Below are 12,078 nucleotides of genomic sequence, written 5' to 3' on the forward strand. Positions count from 1 at the left end.
CCTGTCGCCCCGCCACTTCATCCAACACTTCATCCAGCGCCCGTGCAAGCCAGTGATTTCGATCCCGGCGGGTTTTGCGGGCATCCAGCAAAAGGCCAGTTTCATGAAAAGCTTGCAGTATACGAAACTTCTGATCGCCAGTGCGCTGAGCGTATCGATGACCGTCAGCCAGGTGGTTGCCCAGGAGGCTGCGCCCGCCCCGGTGACGCCGACGACCGAGGCTCCTGCCGCACCCGTGGCAGACACAACCGCACCGACACAGGCCGCGCCCGCCGTCGCAGCAACCCCTGCTGGCGCCGCGGATCCGTGGCAGCAGGAATTCGCAGTCTGGCAGGCCGCTTCGGCCGGCAATACGGTCGAGGAATATCAGGGGTATCTGACCGCTTATCCGACCGGCAAATTCGCAGCGATCGCCCAGGCCCGCGCCGTCAAGCTGGCCACGGCGGAAGAGAAGGCGGAGCAGGAAGCGGATGCTGCCGAAAACGCCAACACCAATGTCTCACAGCAGCCCGCCAATAACAGCTTCACGGTGGGCACGCCGATGGAGGAATCGGTGCTTCTTTCGGACAACGCCACCAAGCGCGAAGTGCAGGGCCGCCTGACATCGCTCGGCTTCAGCACCGGCGGCACGGACGGGGTCATGGGGCCGCGCAGCCGCACCGCGATTTCGCAGTGGCAGACGGTCGTTTCGGCGCCTGTCAGCGGTTATCTTTCCTATGACCAGCTTGCCAAGCTGCGCGCCGATACGGCAAGCGTCTACCCGACCTGGCTTGCGTCCCGGCCGAAGGCATTGCCGCCGATCCGCCGCAGCAATAGCGACCAGCTCGTCGGCCGCGTCAACGACGATTCCGCCGATGCGGCCATCGCGCTCGGTGTTCTCGGCCTTGCAGCCGGCGTCATTGGCGGGGCGGCGATTGCCGGCGGACGCCATCATCGTGGCGGCCCGCGTTACTACGGCCATCGCGGTGGCCCGCGCTTCGGCCACGGCCCGCGCCGTCACTAAAGACTTGGCCATAAATGGATCAGGCGCGATCGCCGAAACGGCGGTCGCGTCTACTTTATCAGGAGCGAGCGGCCCAGACTGGGCTTCTTGAACGGCGCCATGCCGAGACGGGCGAGTTCATCGGCCCGCTCGTTTTCCGGATGGCCGGCATGGCCCTTGACCCAGTGCCACTTGACCTTGTGGCGCTGGTTTGCGGCATCAAGCTGCTGCCAGAGTTCGCCGTTCTTGACCGGCTTCTTGTCAGCCGTCTTCCAGCCGTTCTTTTTCCAGCCGAAGATCCATTTCGAAATACCGTCCATGACGTATTTGCTGTCGGTATGGAGATCGACTTCGCAGGCGCTTTTGAGCGCGTTCAATGCGCTGATCGCCGCCATCAGTTCCATGCGGTTATTGGTGGTCTCGGCTTCCCCGCCGTTCAATTCCTTGGTGGTTTCGCCGTAACGCAGGATGGCGCCCCATCCGCCGGGACCGGGATTGCCCGAGCAGGCGCCATCTGTGAAAATCTCGACCTGTTTCATGACCCCACCTCGATTGCCGGTGCATATTCGGCGACGGAGGAAATCTGGCGATGGAACCGCAATTTGCGCAAATATTCGAGCGGATCCTTCTTCACCACCAGCGCGCCTTCCGGCGTGGTCAGCCAGTCATAGAGGCGGGTGAGGAAAAAGCGCAGCGCCGAACCGCGCGACAGGACCGGCAACGCATCACGCTCCTCTGCCGATAGCGGACGGACGGAGCAATAACCTTCGAGCAAGGCCGATCCCTTGGTGACGTTATAAGAGCCGTCCTTTTCGAAGCACCAGGCATTGAGGCAGATCGAGACGTCGTAGGCGAGAAAGTCGTTGCAGGCGAAATAGAAGTCGATCAGGCCGGAGAGCTGATCGCCAAGGAAAAACACGTTGTCCTGGAACAGGTCGGCGTGAATGACGCCGGATGGCAGGGTCTTGGGCCAATGAGCTTCCAGATAGGCAAGCTCGTTGGTGATCTCATCCTCGAGCCCGGTCTCGACCTCGTCGGCGCGTTCGGCCGACTTCTCCCACAGGATCTTCCAGCCTTCGAGCGACAATGCGTTCGGCCGCGGGATATCGAAACCTTCGCCGGCAAGGTGCATTTCGGCAAGCGCGCGGCCCACTTCACGGCAATGCTTTGCCTCGGGCTTTCTCAACCACATGCCTTCGAGGAAGGAAATCAGCGCGGCGGGACGTTCCGACAGTTCGCCCAGCAATTCGCCGTCACGGCGCGGAAGCGGCAGCGGGCAGGACAGGCCGCGCTCGGACAGATGCTGCATCAGACCCAGGAAAAACGGCAGGTCGGATTTTTCCACCCGCTTTTCGTAAAGCGTCAGGATCAGCGGATCCTTTGTCGTATGGAGCAGGAAATTGGTGTTTTCGACACCTTCGGCAATCCCCTTGTAGGAGGTCAGCTCGCCGACGTCATACTGCGCCAGAAAATGCTTGAGGTCGGTTTCGGTGATGTCGGTGTAAACGGCCAAGGCGGTCTCTCAGTCGGTCGTGGAGCAGAATCATCTGCCGGAAGTGTAACCCCATCTGCCTTGCCGGGCATCGTGTGGGAAGGGGAAATGTGTTCGAGTTGCGGCTTCCCATGCCTGCGCGCCAGATCGGCCCTCACCCTAACCCATTCCTGGGTAGAGCCACGGGTCTCTACCCGCCCTTCGGGCCCCCGTAAACGGTGCGAGGGGATTTGCCTCATGGGAGCTCCATGACTGGGCGACCGGGCGCGGCATACTCCTTTCTCCCCGCCTGCGGGAAGAAAGTGGCGGCAACCGAATGAGGGGCGAGCCGAAATTATTCGGCCGGCTGGTCGGCACCTGCAGCAAGCGGCCGCTCGCCATTTACCCAGGCCATATCCTCGACCGTCAGCGGCACGGAACGAAGCTCGCGGTTGACGAGGAAGTTTTCGGTTTCCTCGGCGGTGATCGCCAGTTCGATCTCGGCTGAAAATCGCTGCTTGAAGGCCTCGATGATCTCGTCGACGATGACTTCCGGGGCAGAAGCGCCGGCGGACAGGCCGAGCGTGCGGATCGAGCCGATCTCATCCCAGTTCAGTTCGGAGGCGCGCTGGACGAGCAGCGAGCGCTTGGCCCCTGCCCGCAGCGCCACTTCGACGAGACGTTTGGAATTGGAAGAATTCGGCGCGCCGACAACGATGAAGAGATCGCAGCCGGGGGCGGCTTCCTTCACCGCTTCCTGGCGGTTGGTGGTGGCATAGCAGATGCTGTCGGCGGCAGGCGCCGTCAGGTTGGGGAACCGCTCCTGCAGCTTGGCGATGACGCCGGCCGTATCATCGACCGACAGCGTCGTCTGGGTGACGTAGCCGAGATTGTCCGGGTCTTCCGGCATATAGGCTTCGGCATCGGCAATCGTATCGACGAGCGAAACGGAGCCTTCCGGCAGCTGCCCCATCGTGCCGATCACTTCCGGGTGGCCGGCATGGCCGATCAGGACCACATGGCGGCCGAGGCGCTGATGGCGCATGGCCTGCTTGTGGACCTTGGAGACCAGCGGGCATGTGGCGTCGAGATAAAAGAGATTGCGCGCCTGGGCGTCTTCCGGCACCGATTTCGGCACGCCATGGGCGGAGAAGACGACCGGCTGCTGACGGTGTTCTTCCGGGATCTCGTGCAGTTCCTCGACGAAGACGGCGCCCTTGGCTTCCAGGCCTTCCACGACATAGCGGTTATGGACGATCTCGTGGCGGACATAAACCGGCGCGCCATAGGATTTCAGCGCCAGAACGACGATCTGTATCGCCCGGTCGACGCCGGCGCAAAAACCGCGCGGGCCGCAAAGCCTGATCGTGAGAGCCGGTTTGGTGACCTGGATGTTCATTCCGTGTCCGCTGCTGGTGAATGTCTGAGCCCTCATATAGGCGAGGCAGCCGGAGGCGCCAACAGAAAATGTCGTTATCGCTTCTCGCCCGCAGATGGCAGGGCGGGCCTGCGGCTGCGCCACCACATGCCAGAGACGACCGCCAGAAGCGCCGCGGCCAGTCCATACCAAGTCATGGCATATTGCAGATGGTTGTTCGGCAGGTCGAATTGGGTGACACCACCTTTCGGCCAGCCGCCGGGATTTTTGACCGAGGCATCCGCATCGACGAAAAAGGGTATCACTTTTGACGCATCGAGCCCGGTGCTTTCCACCATGGCGTCGAGATCCTTCCAGTAGAAGATGTTCTTGGAAAGATCGTTGTCCGGGACGAGCGACGAGGGTTTGCCTGCAAGTTTTACCCGCGAATAACCGGTGATTGCCTGTTCGCCCCCCACCTCGCCTGCCGGCCGGGTTGCCGGCTCCTTCATTTCGTAAGGCGCGAAGCCGCGATTGACGAGAATGATGCGGCCATCGGAGAGCGTCAGCGGCGTATAGACGTAAAAGCCGGTCTGGCCTTCGAATGTAGCAAAGAAATGCCGTTCCCTGGCGTGGTCGAAGATGCCTGACAGGAAAACGCGGCGATATTCGATATCTTCGCCCGCCAATGCCTGCCGCTCGATGTCCACCAGTGCGACGGGTTCCGCTGCGCGGCGCTCGGAGATATCCGCAAGCAGGCCTTCCTTCCAGTGCAACCGCTCCACTTGCCATGTGCCGAGCGTGAGCAGAATGGCGAGAGAAAGGAGGATGAGAGCGGTGGTGAGGATAGTTTTCAATGACTTTTTCTTAGCGGTAACGGTCGAGGCGGCCTTGGGCTCATCTATCTACGATCAATTCTATATCCCAGCCACCTCGACGGTTATCGCAGCCCCTCCCCCACAGCGCAGCTCGCTGCGCTGCAGCTCTCCCCGGAAATGGAGAGAGGGAACGTGCCACGCTCCACATCGATGAAGACCTGAGAACGGCGCGGCATCTCCCTTCGCCCCGCTTGCGGGGAGAAGGTGCCGGCAGGCGGATGAGGGGACACGCCGCCCACCCGCCTTCCATCACATATGCGCCAGAGGTGCGCCCCAGCCGCCCCAGATGTAGATCGAGAAGAACAGGAAGAGCCAGACGACGTCGACGAAATGCCAGTACCAGGCGGCGGCCTCGAAGCCGAAATGGCGTTCGGGGGTGAAACCGCCATTGATGGCGCGGATCAGGCAGACGATCAGGAAAATGGTGCCGATCAGCACGTGGAAACCGTGGAAACCGGTCGCCATGAAGAAGGTGGCGCCGTAGATCGAGTTGGAAAACTCGAAGGGGGCATGGGCATATTCATAGGCCTGGACGGCGGAAAACAGGATGCCGAGCGCCACTGTCAGCGACAGGCCGGTGATCAGGCCCTTGCGATCATTGTGCAAAAGCGCGTGATGCGCCCAGGTCACGCAGGTGCCGGACAGAAGCAGGATGATCGTGTTGTAGAGCGGCAGGTGCCAGGGGTCGAGAACCTCGATGCCCTTGGGTGGCCATTGCCCGCCCATTGCGGCGACCCGGGCGGCCTGGATGGCTTCGGCGGGATAAAGGCTGGCATCAAAAAAGGCCCAGAACCAGGCAACGAAGAACATCACCTCGGAGGCGATGAACATGATCATGCCGTAGCGCAGATGCAGCGAGACGACGCGGGTGTGGTGGCCTGCCTCGCCTTCCCTGATCGTATCCGACCACCAGCCGATCATCACATAAAGAATGATCGCAAGGCCGATGAAGAAGACCCAGGGTGTGGCCCAGTTGAGGCCGAACATGTGGAATTCGCCGCCCTTGAGGTAGCGCATGTAACCGACGCCGCCGAAGGTGATAACGAAGGCGCCGATCGCCGCCATGATCGGCCAGGGGCTCGGATCGATGATGTGGTAGTCGTGATTTTTCTGATGCGCGTCTGCCATGTCAAAATCCCCGGTGAATGCCTCTCCGCCGCCCCGGGGACAAGCCCCGAAACGCTCCTCTCAAAGCTTGCCTTCGCTGCTCTCTCCATCCTTGCGCACCGCTGCGACCGGTCTCGCCGGTTCGCTCGGGTAGAAGGAATAGGAGAGCGTGATCGTTTTGATGTTCTTCGTTTCCTCCGCCTTGACGATCTCGGGATCGACAAAGAAAACGACGGGCATGGAAACGGATTGCCCCGGTTGCAAGGTCTGCTCGGTGAAACAGAAACATTGCACCTTGTTGAAATAGACGCCCGCTTCCATCGGTGTGACGTTGAATACCGCCTGACCGGTGGTTGGGACCGGCGAACGGTTGGTGGCGGTAAACTCGACCTGCACCGTCTCGCCGATCTTCGGCGCCACGGCTTTCGCCGGGCGGAAATCCCAATTGAGACCGCTCGATATGTTGGCGTCGAAAGTGACCTGGATGCTGCGGTTCAGCACTTTCGTCGAATATTGTTCGACGCGCTGGGTCGTGCCGTTATAGCCGGTGACCTGACAGAAGAGACGGTAAAGCGGCACGGACGCATAGGCCGCGCCGACCATGCCGGCGACGAAAACGGCGCAACCGGCAAAGATCGAGGCATTGCTGACGCGTTTTGCCTGATGCGGCGCGCCCTGCCCCATTCTGCCGTTCTGAACCTCGCCTCCCATGTCGCTCCTCCCCAGCTCCATCCGGCCTAATCCTGTTCGCCTAGTTCCAGAACCCGCCGACCTTGACCAGCGTGATCACGTAGAAAAGGACGCATAACCCTGCCAGAACAAGGCCGAGCGCCACGTTGCGGTTCCGCCGCGACTTCTTCTGCGCCTCGCTGAGCTTGATCGTGTCGATCACAGAAGCCCTCCGATGAAGGCAACGAGATCGGCCGCAACATGGTCGACAAGCAGGGCTGAGAAGACTGCGAAGAGATAGAAGATCGAATAGAAGAACAACTTCTTGGCAGGCAGCATCTTCTCGTCATCCTCGGCCATGCGCAGCACGAGAACGGAATAATAAAGGAAGATGGCGCTCAGAACGCCGGTAAAGATGCCGTAGCCAATGCTGGCAAGACCGGTGAAGGTCGGCGCGGCGACGACGGCCGCCATCAGAACCGAATAGGCGACCATCTGGCGCTTGGTGGAGCGCTGGCCGACAACATTAGGCATCATCGGAATGCCGACCGAACCGTAATCGCGCATCTTGAACAGGGCCAGAGCCCAGAAATGCGGCGGCGTCCACATGAAGGTGATCATGAACAGGATGGTGCTATCGAGCGACACATCGCCAGTCACGCAGGCCCAGCCGAGCATGGGTGGGAAGGCACCGGCGGCACCGCCGATAACGATGTTCTGCGGCGTCGAGCGCTTCAGCCACATCGTGTAGACGACCGCATAAAAGAAGATGGTGAAGGCGAGCAGGCCGGCAGCAAACCAGTTGACCGCAAGGCCGAGAATGACGACCGAAAAGGCCGAAAGCGTCAGGCCGAAGGCGAGCGCCTCGCGCGGCTCGACGCGACCGGCGGGGATCGGCCGCTTGGCGGTGCGGGTCATCACCGCATCGATATCGGCGTCGTACCACATGTTGAGGGCGCCGGAGGCACCGGCGCCGACGGCAATACAGAGAATCGAGATGACCGCCAGAACCGGGTTGATATGGCCAGGTGCCAGAACCAGGCCGGCAAGAGCGGTGAAGACCACCAGCGACATGACCCGCGGCTTCAGAAGCGCGAAATAATCGCGCGCATCCGCTTCGGAGAGGAGCTTTCCTTCCTCGTTGCCAAGCACATGGGTGGGGTCGATGACGGTCATTTCAACTCAAATCCTGACGACAAGCCGGGCGCCTCCCAGACACCCGGTTCCAAAGTTATTATTTGATGCGGGGAAGCTGTTCCCACTGGTGATAGGGCGGAGGCGATGACAGCTGCCATTCCAGCGTGGTCGCACCCTCGCCCCAGGGGTTATCACCGGCAACCCGCTTCTTGGCGAAGGCCTCCCATACGCCGAAGAGGAAGATGAGTACACCCACAAATGAAATGTAGGAGCCGATGGAGGAGACGTAATTCCAGCCGGCGAATGCATCGGGATAGTCGATGTAACGGCGCGGCATGCCGGCCAGGCCTAAGAAATGCTGCGGGAAAAACACCAAGTTGACGCCGACGAACATGACCCAGAAATGCAGCTTGCCGATCGCTTCATTATACATGTAGCCGAACATTTTCGGGAACCAGTAATACCAGGCGGCAAAGATGGCGAAGACCGCGCCGAGCGACAGAACGTAGTGGAAGTGAGCCACCACGTAATAGGTGTCGTGCAACGAACGGTCGAGACCGGCATTGGCCAACTGCACGCCGGTGACACCACCGACGGTGAACAGGAAGATGAAGCCGATCGCCCAGATCATCGGGGTCGCGAAGGTGATCGAACCGCCCCACATGGTGGCGATCCAGGAGAAGATCTTGATGCCGGTCGGCACCGCGATCACCATCGTGGCAAAGACGAAATAACGCTGAGCATCGAGCGACAGGCCGACCGTATACATGTGGTGCGCCCAGACGACGAAACCGACGGCGCCGATCGCGACCATTGCATAGGCCATGCCGAGATAACCGAAGATCGGCTTTTTCGAAAAGGTCGAGACGATGTGGCTGACGATGCCGAAGCCGGGCAGGATCAGGATATAAACTTCCGGATGACCGAAGAACCAGAACAGGTGCTGGTAAAGGATCGGGTCGCCGCCGCCTTCGGGCGAAAAGAAGGTGGTGCCGAAATTGCGGTCGGTCAGCGCCATGGTGATGGCACCCGCGAGAACCGGCAGCGACAGGAGCAGAAGGAAGGCGGTGACCAGAACCGACCAGGCAAACAGCGGCATCTTGTGCAGCGTCATGCCCGGTGCGCGCATGTTCAAGATGGTGGTGATGAAGTTGATCGCGCCGAGGATCGACGAGGCACCGGCGACATGCAGCGAGAAGATCGCCAGATCGACGGCCGGACCGGGCTGGCCGGAGGTCGAGAGCGGCGGATACATGGTCCAGCCGCCGCCCGCGCCATAGGCACCCGCCGGGCCTTCGACGAACATCGACAGAACCAGAAGCAGGAAGGCCGGGACGATCAACCAGAAGGAAATGTTGTTCAACCGCGGGAAGGCCATGTCCGGCGCGCCGATCATGATCGGCACCATCCAGTTGGCAAAACCGCCGATCATCGCCGGCATGACCATGAAGAAGATCATGATCAGCGCATGGGCGGTGGTGAAGACATTGAACATGTGCTTGCCGCCATCGATCGCGGCATCGCCCTCGAAACCGTAAACCATCGCCGCCAGACCATGGAAGATCTGGATGCCGGGTTCCTGCAGTTCCATGCGCATGGCGACCGACAGAAGGCCGCCGATCACGCCCGCGATGATCGCGAAGATCAGGTAGAGCGTGCCAATGTCTTTATGATTGGTGGAAAACAGCCAGCGCGCGGCAAAACCCGGCTTGTGGTGCTGATCACCATGGGCATGCGCATCGCCAGCACCATGGGGGCCGGCGCCATGGGTATCGCGAGGGTGGGAATGATCTTCGTGGGTCATGTCAGCCATTGGTCTCGCCTCCCCTTACTTGACGTCGTTTGCCGCGACATCGACGATGTCGGCGGCAGTCTTGTTATCGGCGGATGCGAGAAGCGCCTTGTAGGCTCCCGGCAGATCGCTGGCGGCGGCAGCAAGCCAGGTATCGTATTTGGCCTGCGGGACGACCCGGATGGCGATCGGCATGAAGGCGTGGTCCTTGCCACAGAGCTCGGAACACTGTCCGTAATAAAGGCCCTCGCGCTCGGCGCGGAACCAGGTTTCGTTTAGCCGGCCCGGAACGGCATCGATCTTGACGCCGAAGGCGGGCATGGCGAAGGCGTGGATAACATCGGTCGGCGCTGCGGTGACGAGCAGGCGCACGGTCTTGCCGATCGGGATGATCATTTCGTTATCGACCGCCAGAAGGCGCGGATAAACGGCCCGGTCTTCCTTGCCGGCGGCGGCGCGGTCCTGATCCTTGAGAAGAAAGCTGTCGAAGGCGACGGGCGACGTATTGTCCGCCGGGCCCGAGCCCTCGTATTCGTAGTTCCACTGCCACTGGGTGGCGGTCGCCTTCACCGTCATGTCGGTATCGGGAATTTCCAGCTGGGCGTTCAGAAGATTGAAGGACGGGATTGCCAGCAGGAACAGCACCAGAACCGGTGCGACCGTCCAGACGATCTCGATCACCGTGTTGTGGCTGGTGCGCGATGGCTTCGGGTTCTTGTCGGCGCGGAATTTCACCGCGACGATCACCAGCAGCGCCAGAACGAATAAAGTCACCGGGACGATGAACCAGAGCGTGTAATGCTCGAACCAGCGAATCTGATGCATCATTTCGGTCGCCGGAGCCTGAAGATCCAGTTGCCAGGCGTGCGGCTGGTCCGCATGCGCCACCGAAACGCCCAGCAGCCCCGCAAGCGGGGCCGTGAGCCGACAGATGATAGCCATCATCACTGCATAAGCCCTGTTAATCACCAACTTTTCTCCCCATGCGTGTGATCCAGATCAAATCTTACGCACTCTCCAAGCTGTAACTTGGGTTCAACCACAGTTTGCTTATATCCGCAACGTCTTGCGACAAATGCCCCTGCGGCATTTTGCGCATTCATTCTGCGCGCCGACTTGCGGTTGTGCTTTCTCCTCGCCGGACATCCCCTCCCTCCAGAGAGTCGCCCTCGATTTCGAGGATAAGCCTTTTCCCTCTGTGAATTCCACCAGATTTTGAACGAGAACCCCGTCTTGTGACTTGAACAGGGTCCTACTTTCGCCGTACTCCGCTGAAAAGCCGGCAGGACTTTCAAAGTCGCTGCCCGAGCGGCAAGAATAGCTGCATTGATTCGTACCAGAGGTTTCCATGGGTCGTCCCTCCCTCATCGGCGCAAGCCTGATCGCCCTGCTCACGCTGAGCGCAGTCTCACCGGTCATGGCGCAGCCCGTGCCGCAAGCGGCTCCGAAGGCGCCGGCAACGGGTGCCGCGCCGAAAGGGCCGGCACCACAGATGCTTGCTCCGACGCCGGCACCCGGCCCGACATCCGGCCCGTCCCCCTCGGCGCAGCAGCCCGGCAACGTCAAGGAAAGCCACGGCGCCTGGTCGGTGATCTGCGACCGGCCCGCCGGCGCCAATGCCGAACAATGCGCCCTGATGCAGAACGTCATTGCCGAGGACCGGCCGGAAGTCGGCCTCTCCGTCGTTGTCCTGAAGACCGCCGACCGCAAGGCGCGCATCCTGCGCATCCTGGCGCCACTCGGCGTGCTGTTGAAGGACGGCATGGAGCTCTATGTCGACAATAACAATATCGGCCGCGCCTATTTCACCCGCTGCTTTTCCGAGGGCTGCTATGTGGAAGTGGATATCGACGAGGAGCTGATGCGCATCCTGCGTGCCGGCAAGAACGCCGTGTTTGCGCTGCGCGAATCCTCCGACCAGGACCGGGTCGGCATCCCGGTCGAACTCGCCGGCTTCGGCGAAGGTTACGACGCACTTCCCTGACACAGAACAACTGCCTGACAAGGACAAGAAAAAACGATGGACCTCAAGGGCAGCCATAGTTTCACTATTCGCTATGACGACAACATAATGCTGGATGCTATCCGCACCTTCGTCTGGCGCCGCGTCCTGGTCGAGCAGAAGACGATTTTTATCGCGTCGGCGCTGCTTGTTGTCTCTTCGGTCTATTTTCTGTTCTGGAGCGAAACGGGCTGGATGGCAGGTGTTACCCTGATGCTCGGACTGTTGCCGCTAATCTTTGGCGCCGTCGTCTGGCGCAGCCACAAGGTCAAGACGTTCTCCAGCTACAAGCGCATGGGCAACCCCACGGCGAAGGTTACCGTCGATGCCAAGGGGATCGACATCGCCTCCGAGCTTGGCCGCGAGATGATTGCCTGGCACGACGTGACCGAGGTCTGGGAGCGGCCGCGCGCCTTCATGATCTTCAACGGCGCCGGCGAATTCAACACGCTGCCGCGCGAAACCATGCCTGAGAAGGTTCAGGCCTATCTGCGCGCAAGGCCGATCCAGGAGCATAGGGACGAGCCGATCCAGGGATAGGCTTGCGTCGGCTTCACTGCGGACCTACATCGGTTTTCAAGATATTTCGGCTTGGGTGCACGTAATTGCCCCTCATCCGCCTGCCGGCATCCTGTGCCCGTCCTGACGGGGCAGAGTTAGGGTGAGGGGCAATTGCTTGTGCT

The 12,078-nt window shown here is 60.8% G+C and carries 13 protein-coding genes; 3 read left to right on the forward strand and 10 right to left on the reverse strand.

What is annotated here, in order from left to right; genetic code table 11:
- Nucleotides 1-103 precede the first annotated feature (103 nt).
- Entirely contained in the window at nucleotides 104-1,003 is a 900-nt protein-coding gene (locus AC2GXZ_RS07845) for a peptidoglycan-binding domain-containing protein (RefSeq protein WP_483758597.1), read from the forward strand.
- A gap of 50 nt (nucleotides 1,004-1,053) precedes the next feature.
- Here the strand turns inward: AC2GXZ_RS07845 and rnhA are convergent, their stop codons facing one another.
- From rnhA to coxB, 10 genes are all read right to left on the reverse strand, one after another.
- Nucleotides 1,054-1,521: a ribonuclease HI gene (gene rnhA, locus AC2GXZ_RS07850; RefSeq protein WP_483758598.1), complete on the reverse strand. Its 468-nt coding sequence runs from the start codon at nucleotides 1,519-1,521 to the stop codon at nucleotides 1,054-1,056.
- Nucleotides 1,518-2,495, reverse strand: a complete 978-nt coding sequence (locus AC2GXZ_RS07855) for a homoserine kinase (RefSeq protein ID WP_483758599.1) — start codon at nucleotides 2,493-2,495, stop codon at nucleotides 1,518-1,520. Before AC2GXZ_RS07855 ends, rnhA begins: the two co-directional genes overlap by 4 nt.
- 313 nt (nucleotides 2,496-2,808) lie before the next feature.
- Nucleotides 2,809-3,852 (reverse strand): 4-hydroxy-3-methylbut-2-enyl diphosphate reductase, encoded by a 1,044-nt coding sequence (gene ispH, locus AC2GXZ_RS07860; RefSeq protein ID WP_483758600.1) that lies wholly within the window; start codon nucleotides 3,850-3,852, stop codon nucleotides 2,809-2,811.
- Between the two features lie 74 nt (nucleotides 3,853-3,926).
- Nucleotides 3,927-4,667 carry an SURF1 family protein gene (locus AC2GXZ_RS07865; RefSeq protein ID WP_483758601.1) on the reverse strand — a complete coding sequence of 247 codons (741 nt, stop codon included), beginning with the start codon at nucleotides 4,665-4,667 and terminating at the stop codon, nucleotides 3,927-3,929.
- 270 nt (nucleotides 4,668-4,937) lie between these two features.
- Nucleotides 4,938-5,816: a cytochrome c oxidase subunit 3 gene (locus tag AC2GXZ_RS07870; protein ID WP_483758602.1), complete on the reverse strand. Its 879-nt coding sequence runs from the start codon at nucleotides 5,814-5,816 to the stop codon at nucleotides 4,938-4,940.
- A gap of 60 nt (nucleotides 5,817-5,876) precedes the next feature.
- On the reverse strand, nucleotides 5,877-6,506 hold the full coding sequence (locus tag AC2GXZ_RS07875) for a cytochrome c oxidase assembly protein (protein ID WP_483758603.1): 630 nt from the start codon (nucleotides 6,504-6,506) through the stop codon (nucleotides 5,877-5,879).
- Nucleotides 6,507-6,546: 40 nt separating this feature from the next.
- Nucleotides 6,547-6,687, reverse strand: a complete 141-nt coding sequence (locus AC2GXZ_RS07880) for a hypothetical protein (protein WP_162939422.1) — start codon at nucleotides 6,685-6,687, stop codon at nucleotides 6,547-6,549.
- Entirely contained in the window at nucleotides 6,684-7,640 is a 957-nt protein-coding gene (cyoE, locus tag AC2GXZ_RS07885; protein WP_483758604.1) for a heme o synthase, read from the reverse strand. The genes AC2GXZ_RS07880 and cyoE overlap by 4 nt, the downstream gene beginning before the upstream one ends.
- 58 nt (nucleotides 7,641-7,698) lie before the next feature.
- Nucleotides 7,699-9,414, reverse strand: a complete 1,716-nt coding sequence (gene ctaD / locus AC2GXZ_RS07890) for a cytochrome c oxidase subunit I (RefSeq protein WP_483758605.1) — start codon at nucleotides 9,412-9,414, stop codon at nucleotides 7,699-7,701.
- 15 nt (nucleotides 9,415-9,429) lie between these two features.
- On the reverse strand, nucleotides 9,430-10,362 hold the full coding sequence (coxB, locus tag AC2GXZ_RS07895; protein ID WP_483758606.1) for a cytochrome c oxidase subunit II: 933 nt from the start codon (nucleotides 10,360-10,362) through the stop codon (nucleotides 9,430-9,432).
- A gap of 523 nt (nucleotides 10,363-10,885) precedes the next feature.
- Here coxB and AC2GXZ_RS07900 point away from each other — a divergent pair.
- Nucleotides 10,886-11,377 carry an invasion associated locus B family protein gene (locus AC2GXZ_RS07900; RefSeq protein ID WP_483759377.1) on the forward strand — a complete coding sequence of 164 codons (492 nt, stop codon included), beginning with the start codon at nucleotides 10,886-10,888 and terminating at the stop codon, nucleotides 11,375-11,377.
- 36 nt (nucleotides 11,378-11,413) lie between these two features.
- On the forward strand, nucleotides 11,414-11,935 hold the full coding sequence (locus tag AC2GXZ_RS07905; RefSeq protein ID WP_483758607.1) for a YcxB family protein: 522 nt from the start codon (nucleotides 11,414-11,416) through the stop codon (nucleotides 11,933-11,935).
- Nucleotides 11,936-12,078: the final 143 nt, after the last annotated feature.

Source organism: Aliirhizobium sp. YIM B11859 (genome assembly GCF_057163345.1).

Coding starts and splice junctions, on each gene's coding strand:
- ispH (WP_483758600.1), bottom strand. CDS start 3,852: ATGAACATCCAGGTCACCAAACCGGCTCTCACGATCAGGCTTTGCGGC.
- ctaD (WP_483758605.1), bottom strand. CDS start 9,414: ATGGCTGACATGACCCACGAAGATCATTCCCACCCTCGCGATACCCAT.
- AC2GXZ_RS07900 (WP_483759377.1), top strand. CDS start 10,886: ATGCTTGCTCCGACGCCGGCACCCGGCCCGACATCCGGCCCGTCCCCC.
- rnhA (WP_483758598.1), bottom strand. CDS start 1,521: ATGAAACAGGTCGAGATTTTCACAGATGGCGCCTGCTCGGGCAATCCC.
- AC2GXZ_RS07905 (WP_483758607.1), top strand. CDS start 11,414: ATGGACCTCAAGGGCAGCCATAGTTTCACTATTCGCTATGACGACAAC.
- cyoE (WP_483758604.1), bottom strand. CDS start 7,640: ATGACCGTCATCGACCCCACCCATGTGCTTGGCAACGAGGAAGGAAAG.
- AC2GXZ_RS07875 (WP_483758603.1), bottom strand. CDS start 6,506: ATGGGAGGCGAGGTTCAGAACGGCAGAATGGGGCAGGGCGCGCCGCAT.
- AC2GXZ_RS07845 (WP_483758597.1), top strand. CDS start 104: ATGAAAAGCTTGCAGTATACGAAACTTCTGATCGCCAGTGCGCTGAGC.
- AC2GXZ_RS07870 (WP_483758602.1), bottom strand. CDS start 5,816: ATGGCAGACGCGCATCAGAAAAATCACGACTACCACATCATCGATCCG.